The 25,122-nt window shown below is 55.5% G+C and carries 41 protein-coding genes; 40 read left to right on the forward strand and 1 reads right to left on the reverse strand.

What is annotated here, in order from left to right; all coding sequences use genetic code 11:
• The 4 genes from F0M17_RS02185 to F0M17_RS02195 all read left to right on the forward strand — a co-directional run bounded on the left by F0M17_RS02185 (position 1) and on the right by F0M17_RS02195 (position 2,609).
• Positions 1–519 (forward strand): NUDIX domain-containing protein, encoded by a 519-nt coding sequence (locus F0M17_RS02185; protein WP_168201926.1) that lies wholly within the window; start codon positions 1–3, stop codon positions 517–519.
• Positions 520–557: 38 nt separating this feature from the next.
• Complete coding sequence (locus F0M17_RS17345; protein WP_158024695.1) at positions 558–713, forward strand: hypothetical protein; 156 nt, start codon at positions 558–560, stop codon at positions 711–713.
• A gap of 53 nt (positions 714–766) precedes the next feature.
• The gene (locus F0M17_RS02190) at positions 767–1,309 is read left to right on the forward strand and encodes a YaeQ family protein (protein WP_073707457.1); all 543 of its coding nucleotides are present in this window, start codon (positions 767–769) and stop codon (positions 1,307–1,309) included.
• A 97-nt stretch (positions 1,310–1,406) separates the two neighbouring features.
• A complete protein-coding gene (locus F0M17_RS02195; protein ID WP_149596267.1) occupies positions 1,407–2,609 on the forward strand; it encodes a glycerophosphodiester phosphodiesterase family protein in 1,203 nt (400 codons plus the stop codon).
• A 580-nt stretch (positions 2,610–3,189) separates the two neighbouring features.
• On the opposite strand, the gene F0M17_RS02200 is transcribed toward F0M17_RS02195, so the two are convergent.
• Entirely contained in the window at positions 3,190–3,744 is a 555-nt protein-coding gene (locus tag F0M17_RS02200; RefSeq protein WP_149596268.1) for a helix-turn-helix domain-containing protein, read from the reverse strand.
• 121 nt (positions 3,745–3,865) lie between these two features.
• On the opposite strand from F0M17_RS02200, the gene F0M17_RS02205 reads away from it, so the two are divergent.
• The 36 genes from F0M17_RS02205 to F0M17_RS02370 all read left to right on the forward strand — a co-directional run bounded on the left by F0M17_RS02205 (position 3,866) and on the right by F0M17_RS02370 (position 25,007).
• Positions 3,866–4,129, forward strand: coding sequence for a helix-turn-helix domain-containing protein (locus F0M17_RS02205; RefSeq protein ID WP_149596269.1), 264 nt, complete (start codon positions 3,866–3,868; stop codon positions 4,127–4,129).
• Complete coding sequence (locus F0M17_RS02210; RefSeq protein ID WP_149596270.1) at positions 4,126–4,347, forward strand: hypothetical protein; 222 nt, start codon at positions 4,126–4,128, stop codon at positions 4,345–4,347. The genes F0M17_RS02205 and F0M17_RS02210 overlap by 4 nt, the downstream gene beginning before the upstream one ends.
• A 69-nt stretch (positions 4,348–4,416) precedes the next feature.
• The gene (locus F0M17_RS02215; protein WP_149596271.1) at positions 4,417–4,635 is read left to right on the forward strand and encodes a hypothetical protein; all 219 of its coding nucleotides are present in this window, start codon (positions 4,417–4,419) and stop codon (positions 4,633–4,635) included.
• Positions 4,636–4,687: 52 nt separating this feature from the next.
• Positions 4,688–5,467: a phage antirepressor KilAC domain-containing protein gene (locus tag F0M17_RS02220; RefSeq protein WP_149596272.1), complete on the forward strand. Its 780-nt coding sequence runs from the start codon at positions 4,688–4,690 to the stop codon at positions 5,465–5,467.
• Positions 5,468–5,608: 141 nt separating this feature from the next.
• Entirely contained in the window at positions 5,609–6,031 is a 423-nt protein-coding gene (locus tag F0M17_RS02225; RefSeq protein ID WP_149596273.1) for a hypothetical protein, read from the forward strand.
• The gene (locus tag F0M17_RS02230; RefSeq protein WP_149596274.1) at positions 6,024–6,269 is read left to right on the forward strand and encodes a hypothetical protein; all 246 of its coding nucleotides are present in this window, start codon (positions 6,024–6,026) and stop codon (positions 6,267–6,269) included. Before F0M17_RS02225 ends, F0M17_RS02230 begins: the two co-directional genes overlap by 8 nt.
• Positions 6,262–6,474: a hypothetical protein gene (locus F0M17_RS17560; RefSeq protein ID WP_149596275.1), complete on the forward strand. Its 213-nt coding sequence runs from the start codon at positions 6,262–6,264 to the stop codon at positions 6,472–6,474. The genes F0M17_RS02230 and F0M17_RS17560 overlap by 8 nt, the downstream gene beginning before the upstream one ends.
• The gene (locus F0M17_RS02240; RefSeq protein WP_149596276.1) at positions 6,464–6,808 is read left to right on the forward strand and encodes a hypothetical protein; all 345 of its coding nucleotides are present in this window, start codon (positions 6,464–6,466) and stop codon (positions 6,806–6,808) included. The genes F0M17_RS17560 and F0M17_RS02240 overlap by 11 nt, the downstream gene beginning before the upstream one ends.
• Positions 6,809–7,065: 257 nt before the next feature.
• Positions 7,066–7,887: a PD-(D/E)XK nuclease-like domain-containing protein gene (locus tag F0M17_RS02245; protein WP_149596277.1), complete on the forward strand. Its 822-nt coding sequence runs from the start codon at positions 7,066–7,068 to the stop codon at positions 7,885–7,887.
• Positions 7,880–8,632, forward strand: coding sequence for a hypothetical protein (locus tag F0M17_RS02250; protein WP_149596278.1), 753 nt, complete (start codon positions 7,880–7,882; stop codon positions 8,630–8,632). The genes F0M17_RS02245 and F0M17_RS02250 overlap by 8 nt, the downstream gene beginning before the upstream one ends.
• A gap of 3 nt (positions 8,633–8,635) precedes the next feature.
• On the forward strand, positions 8,636–9,160 hold the full coding sequence (locus F0M17_RS02255; RefSeq protein WP_149596279.1) for a single-stranded DNA-binding protein: 525 nt from the start codon (positions 8,636–8,638) through the stop codon (positions 9,158–9,160).
• A gap of 278 nt (positions 9,161–9,438) precedes the next feature.
• Entirely contained in the window at positions 9,439–9,912 is a 474-nt protein-coding gene (locus F0M17_RS02260) for a hypothetical protein (RefSeq protein WP_149596280.1), read from the forward strand.
• An 846-nt stretch (positions 9,913–10,758) separates the two neighbouring features.
• On the forward strand, positions 10,759–11,166 hold the full coding sequence (locus F0M17_RS17565) for a DUF6378 domain-containing protein (RefSeq protein WP_210416685.1): 408 nt from the start codon (positions 10,759–10,761) through the stop codon (positions 11,164–11,166).
• Positions 11,163–11,498 carry a hypothetical protein gene (locus F0M17_RS02270; RefSeq protein WP_149596281.1) on the forward strand — a complete coding sequence of 112 codons (336 nt, stop codon included), beginning with the start codon at positions 11,163–11,165 and terminating at the stop codon, positions 11,496–11,498. Before F0M17_RS17565 ends, F0M17_RS02270 begins: the two co-directional genes overlap by 4 nt.
• Positions 11,495–11,854: a hypothetical protein gene (locus F0M17_RS02275; RefSeq protein ID WP_149596282.1), complete on the forward strand. Its 360-nt coding sequence runs from the start codon at positions 11,495–11,497 to the stop codon at positions 11,852–11,854. Before F0M17_RS02270 ends, F0M17_RS02275 begins: the two co-directional genes overlap by 4 nt.
• A 12-nt stretch (positions 11,855–11,866) precedes the next feature.
• A complete protein-coding gene (locus tag F0M17_RS02280) occupies positions 11,867–12,712 on the forward strand; it encodes a hypothetical protein (protein WP_149596283.1) in 846 nt (281 codons plus the stop codon).
• Positions 12,709–13,167 (forward strand): hypothetical protein, encoded by a 459-nt coding sequence (locus F0M17_RS02285; protein ID WP_149596284.1) that lies wholly within the window; start codon positions 12,709–12,711, stop codon positions 13,165–13,167. The genes F0M17_RS02280 and F0M17_RS02285 overlap by 4 nt, the downstream gene beginning before the upstream one ends.
• Positions 13,164–13,559, forward strand: a complete 396-nt coding sequence (locus tag F0M17_RS02290) for a RusA family crossover junction endodeoxyribonuclease (protein WP_149596285.1) — start codon at positions 13,164–13,166, stop codon at positions 13,557–13,559. Before F0M17_RS02285 ends, F0M17_RS02290 begins: the two co-directional genes overlap by 4 nt.
• 133 nt (positions 13,560–13,692) lie before the next feature.
• A complete protein-coding gene (locus tag F0M17_RS02295) occupies positions 13,693–15,006 on the forward strand; it encodes a hypothetical protein (RefSeq protein WP_149596286.1) in 1,314 nt (437 codons plus the stop codon).
• A gap of 66 nt (positions 15,007–15,072) precedes the next feature.
• Positions 15,073–15,348, forward strand: coding sequence for a hypothetical protein (locus F0M17_RS02300; RefSeq protein WP_149596287.1), 276 nt, complete (start codon positions 15,073–15,075; stop codon positions 15,346–15,348).
• A gap of 456 nt (positions 15,349–15,804) precedes the next feature.
• Positions 15,805–15,957: a hypothetical protein gene (locus tag F0M17_RS17350; RefSeq protein ID WP_168201927.1), complete on the forward strand. Its 153-nt coding sequence runs from the start codon at positions 15,805–15,807 to the stop codon at positions 15,955–15,957.
• Positions 15,950–16,126, forward strand: a complete 177-nt coding sequence (locus F0M17_RS17355) for a hypothetical protein (RefSeq protein ID WP_168201928.1) — start codon at positions 15,950–15,952, stop codon at positions 16,124–16,126. Before F0M17_RS17350 ends, F0M17_RS17355 begins: the two co-directional genes overlap by 8 nt.
• Complete coding sequence (locus F0M17_RS02305; RefSeq protein ID WP_149596288.1) at positions 16,123–16,356, forward strand: hypothetical protein; 234 nt, start codon at positions 16,123–16,125, stop codon at positions 16,354–16,356. The genes F0M17_RS17355 and F0M17_RS02305 overlap by 4 nt, the downstream gene beginning before the upstream one ends.
• Positions 16,353–16,595 carry a hypothetical protein gene (locus F0M17_RS02310; protein ID WP_149596289.1) on the forward strand — a complete coding sequence of 81 codons (243 nt, stop codon included), beginning with the start codon at positions 16,353–16,355 and terminating at the stop codon, positions 16,593–16,595. The genes F0M17_RS02305 and F0M17_RS02310 overlap by 4 nt, the downstream gene beginning before the upstream one ends.
• Positions 16,588–16,779 (forward strand): hypothetical protein, encoded by a 192-nt coding sequence (locus tag F0M17_RS02315; protein ID WP_149596290.1) that lies wholly within the window; start codon positions 16,588–16,590, stop codon positions 16,777–16,779. The genes F0M17_RS02310 and F0M17_RS02315 overlap by 8 nt, the downstream gene beginning before the upstream one ends.
• Positions 16,776–16,976: a hypothetical protein gene (locus F0M17_RS02320; protein WP_149596291.1), complete on the forward strand. Its 201-nt coding sequence runs from the start codon at positions 16,776–16,778 to the stop codon at positions 16,974–16,976. The genes F0M17_RS02315 and F0M17_RS02320 overlap by 4 nt, the downstream gene beginning before the upstream one ends.
• Positions 16,973–17,434: a hypothetical protein gene (locus F0M17_RS02325; protein ID WP_149596292.1), complete on the forward strand. Its 462-nt coding sequence runs from the start codon at positions 16,973–16,975 to the stop codon at positions 17,432–17,434. The genes F0M17_RS02320 and F0M17_RS02325 overlap by 4 nt, the downstream gene beginning before the upstream one ends.
• Complete coding sequence (locus tag F0M17_RS02330) at positions 17,431–17,709, forward strand: hypothetical protein (RefSeq protein WP_149596293.1); 279 nt, start codon at positions 17,431–17,433, stop codon at positions 17,707–17,709. The genes F0M17_RS02325 and F0M17_RS02330 overlap by 4 nt, the downstream gene beginning before the upstream one ends.
• A 91-nt stretch (positions 17,710–17,800) precedes the next feature.
• The gene (locus tag F0M17_RS02335) at positions 17,801–18,406 is read left to right on the forward strand and encodes a hypothetical protein (RefSeq protein ID WP_149596294.1); all 606 of its coding nucleotides are present in this window, start codon (positions 17,801–17,803) and stop codon (positions 18,404–18,406) included.
• A gap of 513 nt (positions 18,407–18,919) precedes the next feature.
• Positions 18,920–19,267 (forward strand): HNH endonuclease, encoded by a 348-nt coding sequence (locus F0M17_RS17805; protein WP_149596295.1) that lies wholly within the window; start codon positions 18,920–18,922, stop codon positions 19,265–19,267.
• Positions 19,268–19,400: 133 nt separating this feature from the next.
• A complete protein-coding gene (locus F0M17_RS02345; RefSeq protein ID WP_149596296.1) occupies positions 19,401–19,706 on the forward strand; it encodes a hypothetical protein in 306 nt (101 codons plus the stop codon).
• A complete protein-coding gene (locus tag F0M17_RS02350) occupies positions 19,675–21,150 on the forward strand; it encodes a terminase large subunit domain-containing protein (protein ID WP_149596297.1) in 1,476 nt (491 codons plus the stop codon). The genes F0M17_RS02345 and F0M17_RS02350 overlap by 32 nt, the downstream gene beginning before the upstream one ends.
• Entirely contained in the window at positions 21,147–22,568 is a 1,422-nt protein-coding gene (locus F0M17_RS02355) for a phage portal protein (RefSeq protein ID WP_149596298.1), read from the forward strand. The genes F0M17_RS02350 and F0M17_RS02355 overlap by 4 nt, the downstream gene beginning before the upstream one ends.
• Positions 22,568–23,500: a hypothetical protein gene (locus tag F0M17_RS02360; protein WP_149596299.1), complete on the forward strand. Its 933-nt coding sequence runs from the start codon at positions 22,568–22,570 to the stop codon at positions 23,498–23,500. Before F0M17_RS02355 ends, F0M17_RS02360 begins: the two co-directional genes overlap by 1 nt.
• 93 nt (positions 23,501–23,593) lie before the next feature.
• Positions 23,594–24,091, forward strand: a complete 498-nt coding sequence (locus F0M17_RS02365; protein ID WP_149596300.1) for a DUF4355 domain-containing protein — start codon at positions 23,594–23,596, stop codon at positions 24,089–24,091.
• A gap of 16 nt (positions 24,092–24,107) precedes the next feature.
• Positions 24,108–25,007, forward strand: a complete 900-nt coding sequence (locus F0M17_RS02370; RefSeq protein ID WP_149596301.1) for a phage major capsid protein — start codon at positions 24,108–24,110, stop codon at positions 25,005–25,007.
• The last annotated feature ends 115 nt before the right edge of the window (positions 25,008–25,122 follow it).

Consider the following 25,122-nt stretch of genomic DNA (forward strand, 5'->3'; position numbering starts at 1 on the left):
GTGGAAGAACAAGCAGCGTTATTTGATGAGCACGGGCAGGTAATCGGGCAAGCCCCGCGCTCACGCGTCAGAGCGGAAAATCTGCGTCATGGCGCTACCGGGATTCTGGTGTTCAACCCGCAGGGCGAGGTCTTTGTGCATCAGCGCACGATGAGCAAAGACGTGTACCCCGGACTCTTCGATTTCACCGCTGGCGGTGTGATTCAAGCAGGCGAAGATCCCGACGAATCAGCAATACGCGAAGCCCAGGAAGAATTGGGCATCGACAGTGAGCTCGTGCGCTTGGAACCAGAGAACTACGCAGATGCGCATACCCGGTACCGGGCTTTTCGGTATTGGACGGTTGCCCGCGGGGAGCTCAGCCTGCAAGCTGAGGAAGTCGCTAGCGGACGCTGGATGGAGCATCGTGAGCTGCTGGCAGACATTGAGCGGAATCCCGGCAGCTATATGCCCGATGCTGTTGAGCTCTTTGGCCAATGGCTCAAAGACCTGGATGGAAAGTTCCCACCTGCTGGATAGATCAATCATTTGCGCGCTGGGTCAGTTAGGGTCTAGTTATGAAAACCCTGTTCATTGTTTCCGCGATCCTTTTTGCTGCGTTTTCGATACTATCAATTGGCGGGAATCTGCTGGTTGGCATAGTTGCAGCCGTGGCCAGCTTGTCTTCGCTGGCAGGTTTCTTCGTAGTTCGAAGCCGCGGGGCGAAAGCCTAGAAAGCCGGCTGCTCGTCGGACGGGCCATGGCATTCGCGGTAAACTCGATGACTATGGCTATCGGCGCGACTATGCACACCTTTGAAATCCAGCTTGCTGATGTGGATCGCGGGGTGTACGAGGATCTTTCCCTGCGGGTTGCGCAGCACCCTTCGGAAACCGATGCCTATCTGGTTACCCGCGTGCTGGCATACTGCCTCGAATACGAGGAAGGCATCTCCTTCTCGGCCGGCGGAGTTTCCACCGGGGAAGAGCCTGCCATCTTGGTCAAGGATCTGACCGGCCTGATCACCGCGTGGATTGAAGTGGGTGCTCCTGATGCCCAGCGGCTGCATACGGGAAGCAAGCGGGCAGGGCGCACCGCCGTCTACACGCATCGCGACCCTGCCAAGCTTCTGGCCTCCTGGCGTGGAAAGACGATCCACCAGTCGGAACAGATCATGGTGCGTTCCTTCGACCCCCAGTTCGTCGATGCGGCAACCCAGGCACTGACACGCCGCAACACCATGTCCGTCTCGGTGACCGAGGGGCAAATCTATCTTGAATTGAATGGAACGAATCTGGAAACGCAGTTCAGCTTGCATGAGATTGAGTAGCAAAGGTTAATCTCTGATTTAGCTCAGTGTGCCGCCGCCGTCATCAGCGAGCGGAAGCATGGCCGGTGTACATCAATGACACCAACGGAAGAGCTCCATGAAACTGCGCAAAATCATCCTCGGCACAGCAACCCTGGCTTTGGCCTTCACCTTGGCCGCTCCTGCAGGAGCCGCACCGATTGAACCGACTGGTTCCGATCCACTGATCATCGGCCACCGCGGAGCAGCCGGTGTGGCTCCAGAGAACACCTTGCCAGCCATCAAGGCAGGCAGCCGGTCTGGCGCCGAATTCATCGAGATCGACGTGCAGCTGTCCAAGGACGGGGTGCCGTTCATCTTCCATGACGGAACTCCTTCGCGCACCACGAACGTGGCAGAGGTATTCCCTGACCGCGTCAATGACCCCATCACGTCATTCACCTGGGACGAACTGCAGCAGCTCGATGCCGGTTCCTACTTCTCGGACGAGTTCAAGGGAACCAAGATTCCCCATTTCGATGAGGTCCCAGGTGCACTGTCCGGCGGTACCGGCGTCTTCATCGAAATCAAGGATCCGGCCAAGTCCCCAGGCGTGGAGAAGCTGGTAGCGGACGCGCTGGCCGAGGATCCGCAGTGGAAGGCGCTCGCCGACGAGAACAAGATCGAGGTGCTCAGCTTCGACGCGGCATCCAACCAGATCTTCGCCCAACTGGCTCCGGAAGTTCCGTTGCAGCAGCTGACCGGAACCGTGCCAACTGCCGCGGAACTGGCAAACTACGCGACCTATGCTGACACCTTCGGCACCAACTACCGCACGCTAGATGCCGCCGGTGCCCAGCGCGTGAAGGACGCAGGCTTGGGCCTGGGCGTCTACACGGTCAACGCCGCCGAAGCTGCTGACGATGCAGTGGCTTTGGGTGTCGAGCGGATCACCGGCGACTTCCCAACACAGGTGAACCGCCACCTCGATGGCCAGAAGGACTTCCCGGCCAACAACGGCGTGGTGATTGCCGACGCGGTCAATGACGTGCCTGGAAATGACGTCGCTCCGGAAAATGGCGAACACGTGATTCTGGAGAACTCCGGCAAGCGCACCATCGATGTCAGCGGCTACATCATTCGCGATGCCGCCAACAACATACTGGAAATCGGCAAGGGCTACGAGCTAGAGCCAGGCGAGCAGCTGCGCGTGTACTCGGGCCCAGGCACCAATAGCGAAGAAGCCTTCTACGTGGACGGTCCGGGCATCTTGAACAATGCCGGTGATTCGCTGGCACTGTGGGATGCCAAGGGCAAGCTCACCGATACCTTCGCGAACTAGCGCTAGACAAGGCAAAACCCCGGTAATCACTGATTACCGGGGTTTTCTGGCGGTGACGGTGGGATTTGAAAACTCCCCTGAGTAGGATTTCCGTCTCCTGATCGTTCTGTTCTCGCGTGTTCTCGCGGATTCTACTGAGTCCGCTCCTAAGCTAAACCAGTGATTGTTGCCTCTGGCAACTGGGTTTATCTACGCGTGGAGCTCTGCCACGTAGTTCATCAGGTCCACAACTTGCCCCATGCTCAGAGTGTCAATAAAAGACTCCACTACTGAGGGTAGAACTCCGAGGCTCGCAGCAACCGACATGGTGTCAGAGCTCGCCACGGAGTGCTCCTTGATTAGATCCACTGTGAGTAGCTTCCTTGCCGCCCAGCGATCAGCGACGCGTTCGGTCTTGGGGTGGTGCCCAGAATGCCCGAAGTGGGCGTGGCCCAGTTCGTGAGCGAATGTTGTTACCAGCTGGGGCATCCCCATGCCAGGGCGCAATGTGATGAGTCGGAAACGGTGTTCATACACACCCCACATCGTGCCGGGAGGGTGCGCGTATCGCACCCGCACCCCCATTTCGTGAGCTAACTGCTCAAGGTTCGTTAGGTAAATCGTCAAATCCAATGTTCGGTTCAGCCGGCCGAGCGGCCAAGTCGTATCTGTTCTTTCTAACATCCTCGTCGGACATGTTGGAGTAATCCGGAAGTCCGTCACTATCCACGGGTACGCGCTCGTCAATAGCAGAGGAAAGTTTGTGCACGAGTGACTGAAGCTTCTCCGCCCTCCGCTCGATTTCAGCAAGCAATGCCTTAGTCGAGAATGGGCGCAGAACATCCTCGACAGAGAGGCCCGAGGCTTGGGCCTGATCGTTATACCCAAGGATTTCAGCTTGGCGTTCTAGCCACTCGTTTTCCTGCTTTGCGCCCTCCGGGGTTTCGAGGTATCTAATCCTCCCAGCTTCGGCTATTGCGCTGTTGAAGCCCGGCCCGAGCTTGCTAAGCACGAGGCTTTCCCTATGCTGCGGAATGCCATTCTTTTCCCAGTTGGCGATTGTGCGACCGGAGACGCCGATCCTTTCGGCCATTTCGTCACGGGTAAGTCCGTCCGCGTGCCGTGCGAGTTGTAATGCCAATCCATCAATGTTCATAGCTACATCTTGGCAACATTTGACAACTTTTGCAAGTCTGGAAGCGCGGATTCTCGCGGTTCTTGAAATTAGTTCATTGCCAAACTTGCCATAGTTTCCAAACCGTGCCTAAGATTGACCCATGAACAACACCGATGTAATTACGCCAAGCTGCAACTTCAAGTTGCGACTCAATGGCACCGCAGTCCGAGTTATCCGCGAGTTTCAGGGGGTCAAGGCGGCGGAGCTCGCCAAGCGGATCTCAGTAACTCCTGGTTATCTTTCCCGGTTGGAGCAAGGAACGCGACAGACCGGAGTGGAAAATATAGCCAAAATAGCAAACGCTCTCGGAATTCCCCGTGAAGCAATCAGCTACCCAGATTTCGTACAGTCGGTGGCAGCATGACAGCCGAAGCTGAAACGCCACACTTCCGCAGTCCTGAAGAAGTCGCCCCCGGTCTCGGGATGACAAAGACGGAACTCCGAAGGTACGCCAAAGAATCCGGGCACTTCACCACACTCAGCAAAAACCGCATGGCTCTCGATCCGGACGATATCGAAAACATCAAAACCTGGATCAAGACCCGCAACCAGCAGAACCGCAAGCAAGACCCCTTCGCCTAATCAGGCATCACACCACCTTTTGTATTACCCGCTTGTCTTTCGAGACTCGCGTTTCCTAGGGAGAGCTCTATGTATATCGCCTGTGACCGCAGCGCCAAGAAGAACGACATTCGTGACTGGCTGATCATTCTGGCCGGCGACAACGGCGAGACGCTTTCCAAGGCACGCGCTGACAAGCTGGCCAACAAGTTCAAGAAGGGCTTGTTTGATCCTGAACTTGAGCGGGTCATTCAGTATTCAGATCCGACCGGAGAAACGGCAGTCAATAAGGTGCTTGCCGCCGCATAAAGGAAAACCCCAGCCTGCACGCTGGGGTTTCGTGTTTCTAAGGAGAAACGAAATGAACAATAACAGTCTACAGCCATTCGAGTTCAACGGCTCGGAGGTTCGAACGATTCTTGTTGACGATGAGCCGTGGTTCGTTGCTTCGGACGTTGCGAAGATCCTCGGATATCGCATGGCATCCGACATGACCCGTCGCCTTGATGAAGAAGATAAGGGTACGCGCTCAGTGCGTACCCCCTCAGGCGAACAGCAGATGACCGTAATCAACGAGCCTGGACTTTACGTCGCAGTTCTCGGGTCGCATGTTGAGGGCGCTAAGAAGTTCAAACGGTGGGTCACTGCCGATGTTTTGCCAGCCATTCGTAAATCCGGTTCGTATTCGGTAGCCCCGCAGGTTCCGCAGTCGTATGCGGAGGCGTTGCGTGAGCTTGCCAGCAGTGTTGAAGCACGGGAACTGGCTGAGGCACGCGCACGAGAGTTGGAAGCTCCTGCCCGGTCATGGTCGGTGCTAGCTGAAGCTCACGGCGACTACAGCGTGGATGAGGCCGCGAAGATGCTGTCACGTGATGACAGGATCACGACTGGCCGGCAACGCTTGTTCGGATTCATGGAGTCGCTGGGCTGGATCTACCGGCATGGTTCCCGTAATCGTTGGCACGCGTACCAAGCTCAGGTTGATTGTGGGCGGTTGGTGCAGAAGATGTCGGCTGCGTTCTTGAATACGCGGACGGGTGAGATGGAGAATCCTGCGCCGACTATTCGTGTGACGGCGAAGGGGTTGGAGGAGCTGCATAAGCGGATTCTTGAGGTGCAGGAGGCTAATCATGCTGCCTGAACCAATCCCGGTGTCGTTGTTGCCGTTGAATGATCCGCCGGCACGTCGACGGTTTAGCCCCGCCACAGTGTTCATCTGGTCGTGTCTTATCCCGTTCGCGGCCTTACTTTTTATCGTGATAGCAGACATGGAGTGGTGGTAATGAGTGAAAAGTTTGATCGTGAATCGATCATCTCGGAACTGAAGTATGAAGCATTGGAAGACCCAGAAACTGGTTGGCTGTCTGATCTTGCAAGCCGCGACCTCGAATGGGAAGAGCGGGACGAAGTAATTGTTTTCGGTGAGTGGGAAGGCTCTATTGATGTTGGTCATCTCGCTGGCATCGTCGAAAGCATAATCAGCAAGCGCACAGCGGACCTCACTACCCGCCTCGAACAGGCTGAGCAGGATCGTGTCAAACTGCGAAACCGGTTTGATGCTATGTGTCGGCAACGTGATGGATACCGGAACCAGCTACGCAAAACCGAAGAGCAGATACAGAAGGTGCGGGTTGAGCTTGGGTATATCCCCGAGGACTTCTCGGCACGCATCCGCCGCGCCCTGGACGGTGATGGACGTGGCTGAGGAACTGGACGTTAGATGCGTCAAAGCTAACTGGCTGGGAAGGCTAATGGGTGAGCCGCGATTCACGATCACCATTGACATGAATGACGTAACAGCAGTCAGCGGCACTGGAAACACCGTGAAAGGCGCGTGGGAAACTGCCCGCCGGTCGGCACGACTTTTCATGGACACAACGTTGCAGGACGAATGCCCGTTCGATGAACGCGGTGAACCAATCGGAGATGAAACCAATGAGTGAGAACGGCCTGCACAAGATCCCGGCCATGCGTGCCGCGTTAGAGGCGATCCAAGAACTGCATGTGCCGAACGTGCGTAGTTCGATGCTGAGCCTGTGCCATGGATGCTTGGAAGTCTGGCCGTGTGACACCCGCCGTCTCGCTGACCAAGGGTTAGGCGACAACCTAGCCCGCACCACCAAGAACGGAGAAAACAATGGGCGCTGATGAGAAGCACGCTGCCACCTACCACGGCGCGGAATACACGCCGGACACAGAAATCATGAGGTGCCTGTTCAAGATCGGTCGAGTGACGCGTAACCAGAACGTAGGCGGACAGCAGATGGATGCCGAGTTTGATCGTTGGCTTGAAACAGTCCGCGCCGAAGCGAAAGCAGAAGCATACAAGGATGCTGAGCGCATTCTCCATGAGGAAGCCCGTTGGCAACTCGACCTTCACCAACGCCACAAGGAATACCGTTTCAAACACTGCTCGGAACGCATGACCGAAATGGAAAACTGCATGACCGTCCGTGCTAGCCAGTACAAGGAGAATCAGTGACTGCTCATAAGACTCGTTCGTTTGAACGTCCTAAATTGCCTGTATTCCAAGCGTCCTGCCCGTGTGGTTGGGTAGGCCGTGAATGGTCGTTTGAAGCACCAGTACGGGAAGAACAAACCGAGCACAGGTGCGAACAATGAGCCGATACCCACACCCATACGCACAGCACTGCGACGCGAACTGTGGTTGCTGTGAACCTTTAGACCTCGAAGAATCGGGGTCATTTTTTATGCCCGAAAGCGACCAGGAGGCCGACTGTGGCGACACTGATTTATGACTTGGATGAAGCTGAGTATCACGCGAACGAGGCTCTTGGGTCGACCAGCATCAAGACGCTCTCGGATACTGGCATCAGCATGGCCGAGGTCAAAATGTTGCTGTCCACGAATGAGCACAAGCGCGTCTTTGATACCGGCAGCTTGGCGCACGCGCTGATCCTCGAAGGAAGCCTTGACCGGCTCGTGGAGCGTGTGGACGTGGACGCGTGGCGAACCAACGACGCGAAACAGGCGAAAGCCACCGCGTACGCAGCCGGGAAGATCCCAATCAACAACAGCGAGGTCGAAAGCATCCTACAGCCGGTGGAGCGCATGGCAGATAGCGTCATGAACCACCATCTCGCATCCTCACTGCTGACTGACTTCAAGCCCGAGGTTAGCGCGTTCTGGGAGCACGCCGGCACGCCGTTGAAAGCTCGTTTTGACGCGTACCGGCCAAACCACGGTCAGATCATCGACCTGAAAACAACCCGCTCAGCACGACCAAACGACGTGCGCAAGTCCATCAGCGACCTCGGCTACTACATCCAAGCGCAACACTACTTGAACGGCGCACAGGCGGCCACAGGCTTCGTGCCCGACTGGAAGTTCATCTTCGTGCAAAACAGCGAACCATACACAGTCAGCATCGGATCACTCGACCCCGAGTCACTACGGCAAGCACAAACACGAATCGACATTGCATTACGCCGATACCAGGAAGCCCAGTCATCGGGTAACTGGCCAGGCTACGAAACCGAATACACCTACGGCCTCACACCGTGGGAATCAATCAGAAACGAGGAAATGACCAATGAGTGAAATTGTCCGTGTTGAACCGCAGACACTCAGCATGTCTGAGCAGATGCAGTTTAGTGAGATCGCATCGCAAGGGGACATGGTTCCGCAGGCGTACCGTGGGAAGCCTGCTAACGCGCTGGTAGCTATCGGCCTTGGTCAGGCGATGGGTTTGAGTGCCGCTGAATCTCTTTATCGGATCGACGTGATTCAGGGGAAGCCTACCGCGTCCGCAGAGTTGATCGCGTCAAACGTCCGCAAGGCTGGACACAAGCTACGTGTAGAAGTTGACGAAGCGAACACATCAGTACGCGCAACGATCTGGCGTGCCGACGATCCCGAGTACCCGCACAGTGTTGTCCGAGACATGGCGTGGGCACAGAAGATGGGCTTGGCAACCAAGGACAACTACAAGAAGCAGCCGACCACTATGTTGCAGTGGCGTGCCATCTCAGCAGTTGCCCGCCTCGCGTGTTCTGAAGCGCTATACGGTGTCACCTACACGCCGGATGAGCTGGCAGACCTTGGCGAAGTGAAGAAGTCGTCACACGCGCCACAGCCAGCACCAGCGCATGAAGCACCCACGGTGCAGATGATCACGCAGGACCAGTGGCAAGAGATCGTCAAGGCGTGCGCCGAAAAGGGCATCGAAAACCCTGGCGCATTCGTCGCCGAAACACTTGGCCGGCAACTACCCGGCCCGAACGCAATCCACGCAGACGAACTACCCCTAATCATGAACACCATCAACAACAACGAAGGAGCCTAACTAATGGCTGGCGAAACTCTTATCACTGTGGTTGGCAATCTGACCGCCGATCCGGAAATGCGATTCACTGCGAACGGTGCGGCGGTCGCTAACTTCACCATCGCTTCGACCCCTAAGACGTTTGATCGGCAGACGAATGAGTTCAAGGACGGCGACCCGTTGTTCTTGCGCTCTAGTGTTTGGCGTGAACAGGCTGAGAACGTCGCTGAGACCCTAACTAAGGGTATGCGCGTAATTGCTCAGGGGTACTTGAAGCAACGCTCCTACGACAAGGACGGCGAGAAGCGCACTGTGTACGAGCTGGAAGTTCAGGAAGTTGGGCCTGCTCTCCGTTTCGCTTCTGCGAAGGTGACTCGCACCCAGCGCTCAGGTGGCGGTTTCCAGCAGGCACCTCAGCAGCAGTCGGCACCACAGCAGAGTCAGTCGTGGCAGTCGCCTGCGCCGGGGCATGATCCGTGGTCTTCGAACGCGAACGCTAACGGCGGGTGGGGCAACCCGCAGCCCGGCAACGACGAACCACCATTCTAAGGAGTAGCAATGAAAGATTTTCTCATACTCTTCTTGGTCTACTTTGTGGGCTTCTCTTTGATAGGCCTATCCATCGCGCTCGCAACAGGCGCACTATTTCCCAACGGGATCTAAGGAACAGCAATGGAGTCTTACGAGCTTTCCACTGAATAGCCGGAATCCACAATATATCCACAAGCGCTAACCCAAACCGGGTGAGCGCATTTTTTATACCCAAAACAGGGCTGGCTTCACATCTTGGGGGTGAGAAGCCAGCCCAAACCCTTTAGGAGCACATCATGGCACGCCGAAACGGTACCGGCACAATCAAACCCTGCCTCGACTGTGGCAGGCCAATCAGACCAAAACACTGGCCAGCCGCCAAGCATCCAGGAACTCTAGCGCACGCCGGAAACGGCAAGTGCTCCGGTTGCAACACTAAGAAGATCCGGGAAACACAACCAGCAGACGTGGTCGGTGTTCCTGAGCGGCCGGACACGGATTACAACCGTCGCGCACTCCTCGACTACTTCGCATCACGGCGCAAATTCCGTGTCGCGTTAGGGCAAACCGAATTCCCTAACCCGCTCAACCTGAAAGCCGAACCCGAAGAACCAACACCCATGATGCGCCGGCAACACCCATGCGGAACAGATGCCGCATACAGGCGGCACATCCGCAACAAGGAAACCATCGACGATGCCTGCCGTGAAGCGCACCGGATCGCCTGTTGGGAGTACCAGCAACGGAAACGGAAGGAGAAGAACAAGTGAGCTCATACCTTTACTGCGCAACCCCTCGCGGAATTGAGGAGCATTTGCGTGACGGTGAATCGTGCCGGGTTTGCAAGGACTGGATGAAACTGGTTGGCGCGAAGATTGTCGACGGCAAGGTGATCGCACCGAAGCCGAAACCAATCCCGGAACCGAAACCGAAGCCGAAGCGTGTACGACCAAAAACGGTACGGGAACCACGCAAGGTTGAACTCGCGCCCTGCGGAACCATCGGAGCGTACAACCGGCACCGACGCAAAGGTGAACCGATCTGCGACCCATGCAGGGAAGCGCAACGCCTCAACCAGAAACAACGACGTGACCGCATCAAAACCGAACGCGCAAACACCCCACTCCAACCCCCGGTAACCCGTGAGCGGTGTGGAACCCGTGCCGGCGCGAACTACCACCGAGACCACGGCGAACACAAATGCGAACCCTGCAAAGAAGCCGAACGAGCCTACGCCCGCGAAACCTACCACCGCAACAAAGGCCCAGCGAAACAGGGCGGCCGGCCACCAGCACCACGTGAGCACGGAACCAAAAAAGGGTACGACCAACACCTGAGACGCAAAGAAACCCCTTGCGAACCCTGCCGGTTAGCGAACAACACACACCACCGCATCAAACACCAGGAACGCAAAGCAAGGGAGGCGAAGGGATGAACGAAGTAGCTGAATGCCAATCCTGCTGCCGAGGCTCCGCACCCTGGTTCATGTGCAGAAACAAGGACTGTATCTGCCACAAGATCGCACACGAACTCGCAGTGAGCACACCCAACCGTTTATCCCACCGAGACCCGACAGCCAACCTCGCAGTTGGGAACGTAACCAGAAAGAACAACAAATGAGCACCCATGATTACGAGATCCAGAACGACGCACTTGGGGAACAGGGCGACTTGGACTGCATCGAACGCGCAGCCCAAATCCTCGCCAAAGTACCAGACCAGCCAAGCGACCCGCACGAGGTGGTTCCACCGTTCACCCGCGAAACCGTGCTCACCACCGCAGAACAGTTGATCAACGGAGACCGGGCGAAAGACTACGGCGACGCATCAGAAAACTTCCAACGCATCGCCAACCTGTGGACACCAATCCTAGGCGTTCAAGTCACCGCCACCGACGTCGCCCTATGCCTAACCCAGTTGAAGGTCGCACGCCTCATCACAAGCCCCGCACACAAGGATTCATGGATCGACGCCGCCGGGTACATCGCACTCGGCGGAGAAATCGCAAACAAGGAGCAGTCATGACCATCCAAGAAATCCTCGAAGCGCACACGCTTGAGTGGGTGGCTGATGATGTCGGCAATTACGAATGTGCATGTGGCTTTTACCCTGACCCGTTCAATGGAACAGACGTGAGCATTTATGATCAGCACCGCGCTCATGTTGCCGAGGTGCTCGAACAGCACATGAAAGAACAGGAAGCAGAAGCGGTTCGGGAAACGTCCCGATACCTTCAGCGAATCTTCCCGCGTAAGGGGTTAGTGAACCGTGCCTACATACTTGCGGACATGGAAATAGCAGCAGGCCGGATTGGGCGTGGACTACACGCCAACGGACGAGACAAGGACCAGTCATGAGCATCAAACCAGTAACACCGGAAACAGCGGAATCCATCGAAGCCGTACTCAACGCATTCGAAACCGCGTACTTGGAACAGCAAGCCGGCAACCAGTACCCACTCACACTGACCACAGATCAAGAAACCAGGCTGATCGCAGCCATCGCACCGCATCTCGGCACTGTTCCCACCCCGGCGAAGATCACCGAAATCCTCTCCGAAGTTCAAGAACTCCACCAGCTAGACGGCAGGATCTTCGAATTCGAAGGCGACGAGTACGAACCCCACGACCCCGGCTATGAGTACGTCCTCGCCGACCGCGAACACGACCGCAAACAGTTCATCCGATACCTCATCCACCAACAAATGAAATAAGGAGGCAACACTGTGGCACGCAAGGATACGCGACTGTTTGCACGCCTCGATCTGGACTACGCAGATCACCCCAAAATCATCGTGCTATCCGATGCCGCGTTCAGGGCTCATATCGAGATGATCCTCTACGCTCGCAAGCACATGACAGACGGGCGAATCCCTAAGCAAATCGCTAAGCGACTCGGTAGCGATTCGCTTAGCGAACTCTTAGCGAACGACCCCGAAACACCATCGCTCATCGAAAACGAGGACGGTTCCTACACTTTGCACGGCTACTCGGACATGAACGAGACCAAAGCAGAGATAACCGCCCGATCCCGCGCCAATGCTGAGAACGGGCGGCGTGGAGGCATCGCAAAAAAGCGAAACGCTAAGCAAACCGCTAGCGAATCGCTAAGCGAACCGCCTAGCGAAAACGTAGCAGAGACAGAGACAGAGACAGAGACAGAGTTAAAAGATAAAGCGAAAGTCGCTGACGCGCCTATTCGCCAGGAAATATTGGAACTCCTCGACCACCTCGATTCACGAATCACTGCCAACGGAGCCAAGAAACCGAACCGCACCAAAACCAACATTGATGCAATGCGACTGCTCGTGGACAACGACAAGCACACCGTAGATGAAGTACGCGGAGCTATCGACTGGGCAACCAATCACCACTTCTGGAAAGCCCACATCCTCAGCGCGAAGAAACTGCGCGACAAATTCGACACGATGCGCATGCAAGCAACCACCACCCGAAGCAATGGATCTGACGAACGCCTACGCAAAGGTGCCGAACTGGTCCAGCGAACCGCTGCCCGTGGTGAAGGCGCATTCAACTATGACCCATTCGAAGGGAAGGCGATTGAACAGTGAACGAAGTTGAAGTAGCTCAGGCGATGACTTACGCCAACCAGATTGACGCACGCTTGCAAACGAATGATGCGACCGTGGAAGTCTGGTGGGCCGGATTGCAAACCGTGTCTGCTGATGCGGCGCGTTGGGCTATCAAGAAGCACTATGCGGGGCAGAACGCGAACGGTGAAGGTGCGCACGTCGTGAACCCGGCAACGATCCGCAGATTGATCACTGCTGAACTGAACCGGCGTGAACAAACCGAACGCGCACTAGAGCCGCCCAAAGGACGCGCACCTAACCCGATCAGCTTCCGTAAGCGTGATCCTGAGCGTTGGGATCAACTCGTTCGACAAGGCGCTGAGGACCGGTACAACGAACTCACGAGGCGCGGAATAAAAGTAAACCCACCCAAACACATGCAAGCCACTCTCAACGAGGGTGGCCATTCTTTTGCCCAAGGGGGCGAGTCGTGATCAGTTTCTTTGTTCCAGGCACACCAGCCGGTCAGGGGTCGAAGACGTTCTACGGCAAAGGACGGATGGCCGAGTCATCCAAGAAGCTCAAGCCTTGGCGGGATGAGGTGACCAGAGTCGCCAAGCTTCACGCGTTGGACGCGCCGATTGATTTGCCGGTGCGCGTTTATGCAACGTTTTGGATTGAACGCCCTGGACGGCCAAAGTTCGCGGATTATCCGGCGACACCGTTTGATCTCGACAAGCTCTGTCGCGGTGTCGGGGATGCGTTGCAGCAGTCCGGGCTACTGAAGGATGATTCCAGGATCGTTACTTGGGTGGCCAAGAAACGCTGGGCGTTGGATACTCCGGGCGCGTCGATCAGTATCGAACCCGTAACCCCCGCTGATTAACCTCCCACGCCACCTAGGACGCACGAACAGCCCTTGAAGCTACCCGTGGACGACCCAACCATTTCTAGCGCCTTAAATTAACGCACAGCGCCCCAACGTAGGGCGCTATTTTTCATACCCAAAGGAACCCCTTATGCCACAGTGCAAATACGGTGCAGCCACCAACAGCACCAACCCCACCAGCAACCCAGCCGAACAAGCCGTCCAACTAGGCATCGGTGAACGCACCATCCGCCGACACAACGCCAAACAATGCATCTGCTACGGAAAACACCAACCATCCAGCAGTAAAACCAAGAAAACCGAAGCGAAACCAGCCGGCGATGCAAAGCTCAGCATCCCAGTAGGCGAATCTGAGACGCACAACCCCGATGGCTCGTCGAACTACACCCGGTTCAGCAAGCGACCGTGGGGGCACGACGACTACCGGGCATTCATCGCCTCCCGTGGGCAAGACCCCGATAAGGTCACGTTCACTTGGGGCTGGACAAGCAACGCGACCGGATCTGGTTTCTGGAATAAGTTGAACAATGTTCGGCCTATCCCGGAGGTTGAATCCGACAAGGATCTAACCATTGAGGATCTGCCCGCGCTTTACGCTGCCGCTGAAGCATCAACACCACGCCCAGCAACAAGCACAGCGAAACGCGCAACCGTCATCATCTATTCGGACCCCCAGATCGGGAAGGTAGGCCGACGCGGAGGAACACCAGAGCTTATCGAACGCTCCACCATCATCCGTCGAAAGCTAGACCAGCACCTCGCAACCAAGCACCTGCAACGCATCCTCCTAGCCGACGCAGGCGACGGCTTCGAAGGCTTCGAATCAGGCGGCAACCCAATGTTCACCAACGACCTGTCACTAGCACAGCAAATGGACACCTACGGCACCGAGCTATTCAAATTCATCAACATCGCACACAAGCACGCACCCGTTGACGTCGCTGCGGTTCCGAGCAACCACACCGCCTGGAGGAACGGTAAGCAGAACCTAGGCCGCCCCGGTGACGACCTCGGACTGCTCATGCACAAGCAAGTGCAATACCGAACTGAAGACCGCAACATGGACGTTACATGGAACCGCCCGTCAGAGTATGACGAATCGGTCGCCGTGGATCTGCTTGGAACACGCATCGGACTCGTTCACGGAAACCAGTTCAACGCAGGGCAAGCAGTCACCTGGTGGGAGAAGCAAACGTTCGGTGCGCAATCCGCTGCCACTGCCGACATCCTCGTTCACGGTCACTACCACTCGTTCAGTGCCAACGTTGCAGGACGTAACCCTAAGACTGACCGTCAACGCTGGTGCCTTGGCGCACCAACACTCGACAACGGGTCTGACTGGTTCCGCACTGTTGCTGGCCGTGACAGTGACCCCGGCCTACTCGTATTTGACGTGACCGACGAAGGTTTCGACCTAGGATCACTGACCATCATCTCCGCCTAAACCGCAGCACCACCCCAACCCCGAGCGCCCGATGAGGCGCATTTTTTATGCAACGAAAGGCAAATCATGGAGAACATTCAAGAACTCGGTGAAGAGCTCATCATCACCAGCGAACGCCACGAGCAGCTAACCCTAGACCGGAAACGGCTCGCAGTGGATCACGGCCTGACCATTCACCGAGACAAAGCAAGCATCAAGGATCTCAAGGCAATGATTCAGCTTCTTGAAGATCAGGGCGCGCCAGAGAACGCAACTATCCGCGTAGATGGGCGATTCGCCAACGGAACCGACAAGGGGCATATCCGTGTCCACGTCAGCTGGAAAACCGAGGCCATCAATTGATCTTCACTTCTCGCACGTACCGGCACGCTATCCGACGGTCAATAAAGAAGGAGGCGAAGTTGATTGCAGTCTTTGATCAAGCAGAGTCCGGGCGCGAATCAATCGATGCCTGGCACACATGGTGCGCCCAAATCAACCACACCCGGCGACTCCAAGCCCGCAAACGAAAGGAACGGAAATGAGCACCACAATAATCGAGCTCGCCCTTCAAATTGCGGGAGGGCTATTCCTCGCGCTCGTCATCCTCCTGCTACTCGGTTCACTCATCAGGAAGATCGCACGATCAAGCAAGAACCCAGCCTGCTACATCATCGGCCACAGCATCAAAGTCGGGAGCAGGATCAACACCCGCGTCTATGCAGAGGGATGGGACTATCGCCGGCACTGCGTCACACGAAAAGAGCTTCTGTGGTCATGCACGCGTAAAGGATGCCCAAAGGAATTTAGGAGCCAACGATGACCTCTTACACGATTCAAGAGTCACCACTCGGCACGTTTGCGCTCCTACTCGGCACGCAGCTCATCATTCAGTCCACCGACCGCGAAGACTGCGAAAAAGTCAAAACCGGCCTCGAACACCGCCACCCAGACAGGAAAAACAATGCATGAGACATGGGAACGCCGCCAATGGCCATCGGACGTGTTCGGAAACGGAGATGACAACAAGGTCATTGCCACCCGCACACTCGCCTACGACGACCGCGACAACGTCACCCTAACCCGCGCCGAAGTCGAAGGCTTACTAAAGCTCGCAAACTACGAAAAGAGGACACCATGAGCCAGCGATTCAGCGACGCGGAACTAGCAGCCGAATTCTGGTTCGCATCAGGTGAATTCAACGCAGGAACCGAAGGGCTAACCGTCGAATGGTTCGGAGGCGAAACCCGATTCACCCGCAACGACGAAATACGCGCAGCACACCAAGTCGCAACACTCAAACGCTTCGCCACACTCCCGCACGCACACCCAGAAAACCTTGTAAAGACGTTCACAAAGGAAAACGAATGAGGTTCCTCAAACTCCTAATCAACCTCATCCGCAAACCAGAACCACCCAAAGACTGGGCACTACTCGAACTGGAACACGACGACACCGGCCAAGAAGAAATCCACATCATCCCACGCAACGACCACATCATCCACGCGATCCCCAACGACCAATGCATCTGCGGGCCAACATGGGAACAAGAAAGCGGAATCAACCTATACCAACACCACTCACTCGACGGAAGAGAAACCAATGAGTGAACCTCGATGCGTCTGCCGCAACCATATGAAATCGCTCAAGAACCGCTATTCGAGCAAAGAAGCCGCGCTCAAGCAAGCCATGTGGCACATGAAGCGCGCCCGCGGCGCAACATTCACCATCGTCACCTGCAAAACAGATCCAGCTATCTACCACATCATCAGCTCACGAGAGGCCAAAAAATGAACATCACCGCCAAAGAACTATCCGGCAACCACATCAGCAAAACCATCACCACCCCGATCGGCATAACCGGAAACATTGCCGCAATCGACCACGAAGAAGACGGCACATGGGTACATCTCGACCCGCCAACATCAAGCGGAATCCACACACTCGAACTCAACCCGGACACCCCAATCACCATCCAGGAGGACAAGTGATCCACTTCGACCCAATCATGGAGACCAGACCACACCAAGACCACTGCATCGACATCAGCTGTCAACCAGACGGCATCCACATCTCGATGACCGACAACGTTGCCGAAGTAATCAAATACCCAAACGGTGACATCAAAATCATCGGCAAACAGGACACGGAATCAAAACCGTTCTGGACGTTAACCGGTTACGACGGCTACGCCTCGATGTTCAATAAATTCACAGACGAACGCGAAGGGTTCAGCACAGCGTGGGCGTGGGAGGAAGCCGCGAAAGCCGCAGGGATTCCCATCCAACATGAGGCCAAAAAAGAGAGCAAGTTAGAGGCCATAATCTCGGACATACTACGTGATCACACTGAACACAACACCTACCAAGAGCATGACGCCGTGCTAGCAAAAATCATGCAGGCAATCCACACGGATCGCGACCACCTAACCATCCAGGAGGGACAGTGAACTACGACGAAGCACGAGACGCACTCGAAGGAATGTTTGCATACGACACGGGATCTATTTGCTCAGGCATCCATAATCCAAGCTTGAAAGCGCAGGCGAAACACTACCTAAATGCGCTCAGCCCACTAGATCAACGCACATTCCTGGCCAAGATAATCACCGAACTATGGCTAAGCGACCAAGCACTCGAAAGCGGCTACGGACCAGAGGACGCGTACGAATTCCTCCGATGGCTCGAAGACAACGAGATGCTCATACCGAAGGAGGGGCAGTGAAGAACTGGGAACCAATGGAAATCATATTCGGAGTGGTCGTGGCTCTAGCGATCATCTGTACAACCATCCTTGGGCTAGCGGGGGCGATCTAATGACCAACTGCACCACACCAGACTGCGGGCAAGACGCAACCCTCTACATCTGCAACCAATGCATCAACGACCTCCAAGCATGGCTGAGCAAATGCGCCGAAATCCTGCCCGAACTCGACGACACCATCGCACGACTCGACAACGTACGAGTCAGCAACAACGAAGGAGGCAACGGGTCACGTAGCGCAGGATCATCAGCACCCTTGAACCTCGACGCAATGCAACTCAAGATCAACCTCGCATCGCTCACCCAAACCGCCGAACACTACGCCAAAGACCAACACGCAGCAGGTATCGCCTGGACAATCCAAGACTGGTACACCAAAGCCGAACTGCTGATCAGCGGGCCCGAGGAAGACGCGCCGTCAGAGATATCCATCCTCCAAGCCCGCGAAAAGCTAGACAGTCAATTCCCAGAACCACTACCACCACGCGACTGCGCAACATGGTTACGGGAAAACGCCGGTATCAAGATAGCCGGCAGAACAATCAACGACTGGCATCACCGTGGCAAGATCCGCAAACACCCCGGCTCAACACCAAAGCGACCACTCTACTCAGCAAAGGAAGTCCTAGCCGTGCACATGACACGGCAACATGAATAGACTTGCAACCGTTTTAATGTTATGGAATAATCGCAAGTGCGGGTATTCCTATACCCAAACGAAGCTTCAACCTTTTTGGTTGGGGCTTATTTTTATGCCCAAACCGGGCATCGTGGCGGCCGTCGGGAGAACCGCCCAGAAACAACCCGACACACTACCATCCAACCGCTTCGGTGGACGGACAGCCCAGACCTTCCTTGGAAGCGTGGGATTACAACTGAATAGCTATCAGGAACACGAGCCTGATAGAGCGCTACTAGGTATGTCCTCGACCGTTCACGACGGGGTAGCGCACGACGGGTTCACGCCTAACCGCACGACTCCAACAGTCGTGATCGGCGGCCAAGTATAGACACGATCCGAAACCCACGGGTTCGAACGGGGATCTACAACTGCCCGCACAACTTACACAGCCCACGATGGGGTAGCGAGACGGCTACTGGACCGCCTCACCGCCGCCCGCGTCAGAACCGGACAACTGACGCGGGTAGCAACAAGACCCCAGGGGGTGCCATGACAAACCCCAGGCGCATACAAGGCCACACCCGGGACAAGATACGGGCCCGGGTCATACGAGAAGAAACCCACTGCTGGCTATGCGGCGAACACGTAGACAAGAAACTCAGGTTCACCAACGGCGTCCATAATCCAAGCTGTTCAAAGCCGAACTGCCGAGGATGCAAGCTCGACCCAATGAGCGCCGAAGCAGACGAAATAATCCCCGTATCCAAAGGCGGATCACACATAGACCGCAACAACATCCGCTTGGCGCACCGCATATGCAACCAACGACGCGGCAACCGTGACCCAAACCAAATCCGATACGCGAAACCTTTGAAAACATCTCGAAAGTGGCGCTGACAAGGGCAAACGCGACCGGGGCAGTACCCCCTCCCCACCCCGCCAACTTCCCCTCCGGCATAGTCTTATATGCACTCACAGGCATATTTCCACAGATGGCATCGGTTCATCCACACCTTGGAGGTGATCCTTTATGGCTGGCAAGAAGCAACTTCCTCCTGTTCGGATTGCTACTGATGATGATGTGCCGTTGGAGCCTATGAGTCTCGCTGATGCGATTGCGCATGGTACGAGGCTTGATGAACTTTATGCGTTGCGTCGAATCGTGTCTGCGCATATTGAGCATCCGAATACTTTGGCTCGCGAGATTGCGTCGTTGGTTACTCGGCAGATGGCGATCTCGAAGGAGATTGAGGAATTAGAGCTAGCCGATAAGCCGGATGCTCTTGGTAAGGCGGCTGATACTGATGACGCGAAGTTCGACCCGAGAGCGGTCTGACAAGCTTCACGATCTGGCGCGGCACGTAATTATCCCGGAGGGGATTGTTTCGACCGAATGGCCTTCTGTGCGTGACACTTTGGCTGAGCTTGGCATTGTCTTTGATAATTGGCAGCAGGGTGCTGGCCAGTTGATCCTTTCGAAGGATTCTGATGGTTTCTACGCTTGCACTGTTGGCGGCGTGACCATGAGCATCCCCAGGCAGGTCGGGAAGACATTTATGATCGGCTGGATCGTCTTTGCGCTGTGCATCAAGCATAAGGGGCTGACTGTTACTTGGTCGGCTCATAAGAAGGACACGGCTGACGAAACGTTCGACGGTATGAAGTCGATGGCCTCCACTGCGCAGATGGCCCCGCATATTGACCGTACGCCGGATAATGGGACCGAGCAGAAGATTGAGTTTTCTAACGGTTCTCGTGTGGTGTTTGGTGCTCGTGAGCGTGGTTTTGGCCGTGGTTTCACGAAGGTGGACATTGTTGTTTTCGATGAGGCTCAGATCCTTACTGAGCGTGCTGTTGATGACATGATTCCGGCGCAGAATGCTTCTCCTAATGCTTTGACGATCATGATTGGCACGCCTCCGAAGCCTATTGATCAGTCGGAGATTTTCGAGGAAGCTCGACGTGCAGCGTTGTCTGGTGATAGTGACGATTCGTTGTATATCGAGTTCAGTGCTGATCCTAAAGCTGATCCTGATGATCGGGAGCAGTGGCGTAAAGCTAACCCGTCGTACCCGTCGCGCACTAAGGAAAAGGCGATGCTTCGTATGCGTCGCAAGCTCACGAAGGATTCTTTCTTGCGTGAGGCGATGGGTATTTGGGATGAGATTTCGAATCGTCGTGTTGCTTTTCCTGCGGGTAAGTGGGAGGCGTGTGCGATTGAGAATCCGTCGGATGATTGGCCGATTGCGGCGATTGGGATTGATATGAATCCGGATCGTACGTGGGTTTCGGTGTCTTTCGCGTTTTTCACTGACGATGGTTTGCATGTGGAGCTTACCGAGACGGAAGCGTATACGGAGGGGGGTTCGGACGAGTTGTTGAAGTGGATCAAGAAGACGGCTCGCCGGCGTATCCCTGTTGTCATTGATGCTTATAGTCCTGCTCGTGTTTTTGAGGCTCCTTTGAAGCAGGAGAAGTGCTTCGTGCGGGTTCTGAGTGGTAATGAGTTCCCGCAGGCTTGCATGGGCTTGCATGATGCTGTGAAGGAAGGCACTGTGACCCATTTTGGCCAAGCTGAGTTGAATGATTCGGTTGCTGGTGCGACTAAGAAGCCTGTTGGCAAGGCTGGCGCGTGGGCATTTACCCGCGATGATCTTGATATTGATTTGACCCCGTTGATGAGTGCTGTTTGTGCTCACTTCGGGGCTGTGAAATTTGGTAAGAACCGCAAGGCTAAAGAGCCCGGTGATGGTCATAAGGGAATGGTGGTGCTGTCTTGAGTTCTGTTCTGAACATTCCTGGAATTACCGAGGATGAGCGTGATTTGCTCGGGCAGTGCTTGAAGCAGTTGGAAGATTCGAAGGCGATCAACGCTACTCGCCGCCGATACTTTGAGGCTAAGCAGTATGTTCAGCATTTGGGTATTGCGATTCCTCCGCAGTTGCAGAACTTTGAGACTGCGCTTGGCTGGCCTTATAAGGCGGTGAAGGCTCTTGCTTCTCGTGTGAAGTTTGATGGCTTCGCGGTTCCTGGTGCTGAGGGTTCGGCTTTCGGTATTGATCGCTTGTGGGCTGAGAATAAGCTTGGCATTGAGTCTCATCACGCGCATATGTCAGCTTTGACTTATGGTGTTTCGTTTGTCGCTGTTTTGGCGGGTGGTGACGGTGAGCCTGAGGTTGTTATTCGGGCCCTGTCGCCGCTGACTACGACTGCGCTTTGGGATGCTAACCGGCGCAGGACTTATGCGGCTGTTACTGTCACTGAGTCTGACGCCGGAAATATCACTGAGCTGATCTTCTTCCTTGAAGACAAAGTTGTAACAGCTAAGTTTGATGGTTCTCGCTGGAAGTCTGAGACGGTTGAACATACCCTTGGGCGTTGCCCGGTCGTGATGATCTCTTATGATTCGTCTCCGGAGTATCCTTTTGGGCGTTCACGGATCTCTCAGGGTGTCATGCGGATTACGGATGAGGCTATTCGCACTTCGTTGCGTATGGAAGTATCTGCTGAGTTCTATAGCTCACCGCAGCGTTACATTCTGGGTGCTGATGAGAGTGCTTTCGTTGGCCCTGATGGTCGCCCGGTGGATGCTTGGTCGGCTATTACTGGTCGCGTCTTGGTGCTCGGCAATGATGCAGAAAATGACGAGAAACCTACAGTAGGCCAGTTCTCCCAAATGACGATGCAGCCGCATGTGGATATGTTCCGCATGATTGCGGCTAAGTTCTCGGGCGAGACTTCACTTCCTACGCACACGCTCGGCCTCATTGGCGACAACCCTGATTCAGAAGAGGCTATCAAGGCTAAGTATTTGGAGTTGGCTGCTGATGCTGAGTCAGCCCATGAACCTTTTGGGGCTGCATGGGTTGATGCGATTCGCATGGCGGTTCAGATCCGCGACGGCGCTGTGCCTGAAGAGTTGGATCTCCTTTCAACTAAGTGGCGTAACCCGATGTACGAATCTAAGAGCGCTCAGGGCGACATGATTATGAAGATGATTCAGGTAGGAGTATTGCCTCCTGAATCTGAGGTCGCATTGGAGCTGCTCGGGTTTGATCAGTTGACGATTGATCGTGTTGTTGCTGATCGGCGTAAGGGTGGCGTTTCAACTCTGGTTGATCGCATTTTGAATAATCAGCAACCGCCTTCGAACGTGGTTGATGCTCAGCAGGCGGGTTCGAATAACCAGGGGGCGTAATGCTGATTCCTTATAGCGTGACGCAGAGTTATTCGTTGCTTCGTGGGGCTTTGTCTGATGCGGCTTTGGTTGATTTGGACAAGATCATGCGTGCGGTGGCTGATGAGTCGCCGGCTGTTCAGCGTGAAGCGATGATGGACTTGTTGCCGGCGCTTGGTAATCAGTATGCGTCGGCAACTGGTGAAGTTGCTGCGGTGTTTAGTGGCGAGCTGATGGATCTACAGGAAGTGAAGAAGCCTGTAGCTCCTGAGACGCTTGCTTTGCCTCCTGCGCAGTCGTGGTTTGCGCTTGCTGGGTTTGGGCTGTCTGATCGCGTTATGGAGCGTGGCGGGATGATGCTGGCGTACTCGCTGATCGCGGGTGGTCTGACTAAACGGCTTACTGAGTTCGCGGCTGACACGATGATCGGCAACGCGTCGATACAGTCGGTTCCTACGAGTGCTCAGCGTGTCCCTAAGCCTGGTTGCTGCGCATTTTGCGGGATGCTGGCGAGTCGGTTTGCTGAATACACTTCCACCGAATCTGCCGGCGTTGTGGGCGGGCGCGGGCTTCCTGTTGAAGCGACGATCTTGGGTTATAACGCAAGAGGGAACGCGATCCGAAAAAGTGGCGGACAAGCCCTTGGAGTCAAGACTCGCGGCTCTCGCGCTTTGGGTGAGGACTTCCACGATTTTTGCCGGTGCGAGATTGTTGTTGTCACCGAGAAAAACTATGTGCAATTGCAGCAGGGTGCCGATAAATACTATGAGGCTTACCGTGAATCGGCGGACAAGGTGAACGACGGCCTGACCCTGAAGGTCACTGACGTTAGCACTAAGGAACGACTCAAGAACAAGTACGAATGGGTCAACGCCGAAGGCGAAGCCCGAAACCCCAAGGAACGCACCGCAGACATTCTGGCTGCGATGCGCCTAGACCTTGGCGTGAAATAGACTTCCGCAGTTCTCCTGCGAAGCGGTTACGTGCACGTTAGCACGGTCCAATAAATGCCCGACGGGGCGAAAACGGAAAGGGGTGTATTCGGCATGTCCGAAAACACTGAAGTTACCGCACAAGCGGGAGAAGAAGCAGACGCTGTCGAAGTTGAGTTCAAAGCTCCAACTTCTCAGGAAGAACTAGACCGTATCATCAATACGGCTGTTGCTCGTACCCACAAAAAGTATGGGGACTATGACGAGTTGCGTGCTCAGGCCGCGAAGCTTGCTGAGATTGAAGAAGCGAACAAGACCGAATCCGAGAAGCAGGCTGAAAGGCTTGCTGCCGCTGAAGCGAAGGCCGCTGAGCTTGAATCTCGCGCCCTACGTTCTGAGGTTGCAGCCACTAAGGGCGTGCCCTTGAACCTTCTTGCCGGTTCCACTCGTGAAGAGCTGGAAGCGTCTGCTGATGCATTGATCGAATTCCGGGGAGAGCAGAAACCTTCTGCCCCTTCCTCGCCCGCCCTGAAGCGTGTCAACACTTCTGGTCCACAGTCTGTGGCAGATGAGTTCGCGCAGTGGTCGGAAAACAGCTTCCGCAATCTCTAAATAAGGGAGAACAATCATGGCTGGTGTAAATACCAACCGCACTACCGCAGGTGTACTGCTACCTCCACAGGTTTCCGCTGAGATCTGGGCCGGTGCTCAGGAACAGTCTTTCGTCATGCAGCGTGCAGCCCGCACTGACCTGCCAGGCGAGGGTAAGACTATTCAGATCATCACTGGTGACGGCGTTGCGTCGTTCGTTGGTGAGACTGATCGTAAGCCTAACGTTGAGCCTACTTTTGGCTCCAAGACCATGCGCGCATACAAGATCGCGTTGACTGAATCCTTCTCGGATGAGTTCCGTCGAGATAAGGCTGCACTGTTCAACGTGCTTCGCCCTCGCATGGCCGGCGCTATTGCCAAGACCTTCGACAACGCCGCATTGCATGGTATCGGAGCGCCAACTGGCGACTTTGACACTCTCGCAACCGCGCCTGAAGTAAGCATCAATACCGCTGGCTCGGTCTACTCGGGCCTGCTGGGCGCTATGTCGTCCGTATCTGCTGCTGGCGGAGACGTTACCGCTTGGGGCCTCTCGCCACAGGGTGAGATCAAGGTATTGGGCGAAGTGGACGGCAACAACCGCCCACTGTTCACCTCTAACCCGCAGGCTGATGGTTCCATCGGTTCGCTTCTGGGCCGCGATGTTTACAAGTCGCGCAATGTTTACCAGCCAGCAGGTGGTGTTGGTGCTGACGAGACCTTGGGCCTCGCCGGTGACTGGAACACCGCTTACTGGGGTTCCGTTGAGGGCATCAAGTACGAAGAGTACGGTGGCCCAATCTTCAACGCTGATGGCTCCCTGAAGCATGCTGGCCGTCAGGACAACATGTTCTCGGTCATCTGCGAGATCGAGGTCGGTTTCATCGTTCGTGACGTGAACCGTTACGCACGCCTGACCGGTGTTGTAGGAGCCTAATTTTGGCTCGGATCAAGGTGACTGATCCGCACACTGGCGTGACCGTTACGGTCAACGACGATTCACCTCAGGCTAAGGCTTGGGGTGAATCGTCGCCGGGTGTGGTGGCAGAACC

Source organism: Glutamicibacter sp. ZJUTW (genome assembly GCF_008370855.1).
Lineage (GTDB): Bacteria > Actinomycetota > Actinomycetes > Actinomycetales > Micrococcaceae > Glutamicibacter > Glutamicibacter nicotianae.

Excerpts from the sequence above, each read along its gene's own strand:
- F0M17_RS17350 (WP_168201927.1), top strand. The coding sequence starts at position 15,805 with ATGACCTCTTACACGATTCAAGAGTCACCACTCGGCACGTTTGCGCTC.
- F0M17_RS02345 (WP_149596296.1), top strand. The coding sequence starts at position 19,401 with ATGGCTGGCAAGAAGCAACTTCCTCCTGTTCGGATTGCTACTGATGAT.
- F0M17_RS02365 (WP_149596300.1), top strand. The coding sequence starts at position 23,594 with ATGTCCGAAAACACTGAAGTTACCGCACAAGCGGGAGAAGAAGCAGAC.
- F0M17_RS02320 (WP_149596291.1), top strand. The coding sequence starts at position 16,776 with ATGAACATCACCGCCAAAGAACTATCCGGCAACCACATCAGCAAAACC.
- F0M17_RS02260 (WP_149596280.1), top strand. The coding sequence starts at position 9,439 with ATGGCACGCCGAAACGGTACCGGCACAATCAAACCCTGCCTCGACTGT.
- F0M17_RS02270 (WP_149596281.1), top strand. The coding sequence starts at position 11,163 with ATGACCATCCAAGAAATCCTCGAAGCGCACACGCTTGAGTGGGTGGCT.
- F0M17_RS02350 (WP_149596297.1), top strand. The coding sequence starts at position 19,675 with ATGACGCGAAGTTCGACCCGAGAGCGGTCTGACAAGCTTCACGATCTG.
- F0M17_RS02300 (WP_149596287.1), top strand. The coding sequence starts at position 15,073 with ATGGAGAACATTCAAGAACTCGGTGAAGAGCTCATCATCACCAGCGAA.
- F0M17_RS02255 (WP_149596279.1), top strand. The coding sequence starts at position 8,636 with ATGGCTGGCGAAACTCTTATCACTGTGGTTGGCAATCTGACCGCCGAT.
- F0M17_RS17355 (WP_168201928.1), top strand. The coding sequence starts at position 15,950 with ATGCATGAGACATGGGAACGCCGCCAATGGCCATCGGACGTGTTCGGA.
- F0M17_RS02335 (WP_149596294.1), top strand. The coding sequence starts at position 17,801 with ATGACCAACTGCACCACACCAGACTGCGGGCAAGACGCAACCCTCTAC.
- F0M17_RS02195 (WP_149596267.1), top strand. The coding sequence starts at position 1,407 with ATGAAACTGCGCAAAATCATCCTCGGCACAGCAACCCTGGCTTTGGCC.
- F0M17_RS02295 (WP_149596286.1), top strand. The coding sequence starts at position 13,693 with ATGCCACAGTGCAAATACGGTGCAGCCACCAACAGCACCAACCCCACC.
- F0M17_RS02240 (WP_149596276.1), top strand. The coding sequence starts at position 6,464 with ATGGGCGCTGATGAGAAGCACGCTGCCACCTACCACGGCGCGGAATAC.
- F0M17_RS02310 (WP_149596289.1), top strand. The coding sequence starts at position 16,353 with ATGAGGTTCCTCAAACTCCTAATCAACCTCATCCGCAAACCAGAACCA.
- F0M17_RS02360 (WP_149596299.1), top strand. The coding sequence starts at position 22,568 with ATGCTGATTCCTTATAGCGTGACGCAGAGTTATTCGTTGCTTCGTGGG.
- F0M17_RS02225 (WP_149596273.1), top strand. The coding sequence starts at position 5,609 with ATGAGTGAAAAGTTTGATCGTGAATCGATCATCTCGGAACTGAAGTAT.
- F0M17_RS02275 (WP_149596282.1), top strand. The coding sequence starts at position 11,495 with ATGAGCATCAAACCAGTAACACCGGAAACAGCGGAATCCATCGAAGCC.
- F0M17_RS02190 (WP_073707457.1), top strand. The coding sequence starts at position 767 with ATGGCTATCGGCGCGACTATGCACACCTTTGAAATCCAGCTTGCTGAT.
- F0M17_RS17345 (WP_158024695.1), top strand. The coding sequence starts at position 558 with ATGAAAACCCTGTTCATTGTTTCCGCGATCCTTTTTGCTGCGTTTTCG.
- F0M17_RS02370 (WP_149596301.1), top strand. The coding sequence starts at position 24,108 with ATGGCTGGTGTAAATACCAACCGCACTACCGCAGGTGTACTGCTACCT.
- F0M17_RS02315 (WP_149596290.1), top strand. The coding sequence starts at position 16,588 with ATGAGTGAACCTCGATGCGTCTGCCGCAACCATATGAAATCGCTCAAG.
- F0M17_RS17560 (WP_149596275.1), top strand. The coding sequence starts at position 6,262 with ATGAGTGAGAACGGCCTGCACAAGATCCCGGCCATGCGTGCCGCGTTA.
- F0M17_RS02205 (WP_149596269.1), top strand. The coding sequence starts at position 3,866 with ATGAACAACACCGATGTAATTACGCCAAGCTGCAACTTCAAGTTGCGA.
- F0M17_RS02305 (WP_149596288.1), top strand. The coding sequence starts at position 16,123 with ATGAGCCAGCGATTCAGCGACGCGGAACTAGCAGCCGAATTCTGGTTC.
- F0M17_RS02220 (WP_149596272.1), top strand. The coding sequence starts at position 4,688 with ATGAACAATAACAGTCTACAGCCATTCGAGTTCAACGGCTCGGAGGTT.
- F0M17_RS02215 (WP_149596271.1), top strand. The coding sequence starts at position 4,417 with ATGTATATCGCCTGTGACCGCAGCGCCAAGAAGAACGACATTCGTGAC.
- F0M17_RS17805 (WP_149596295.1), top strand. The coding sequence starts at position 18,920 with ATGACAAACCCCAGGCGCATACAAGGCCACACCCGGGACAAGATACGG.
- F0M17_RS02200 (WP_149596268.1), bottom strand. The coding sequence starts at position 3,744 with ATGAACATTGATGGATTGGCATTACAACTCGCACGGCACGCGGACGGA.
- F0M17_RS02210 (WP_149596270.1), top strand. The coding sequence starts at position 4,126 with ATGACAGCCGAAGCTGAAACGCCACACTTCCGCAGTCCTGAAGAAGTC.
- F0M17_RS02250 (WP_149596278.1), top strand. The coding sequence starts at position 7,880 with ATGAGTGAAATTGTCCGTGTTGAACCGCAGACACTCAGCATGTCTGAG.
- F0M17_RS17565 (WP_210416685.1), top strand. The coding sequence starts at position 10,759 with ATGAGCACCCATGATTACGAGATCCAGAACGACGCACTTGGGGAACAG.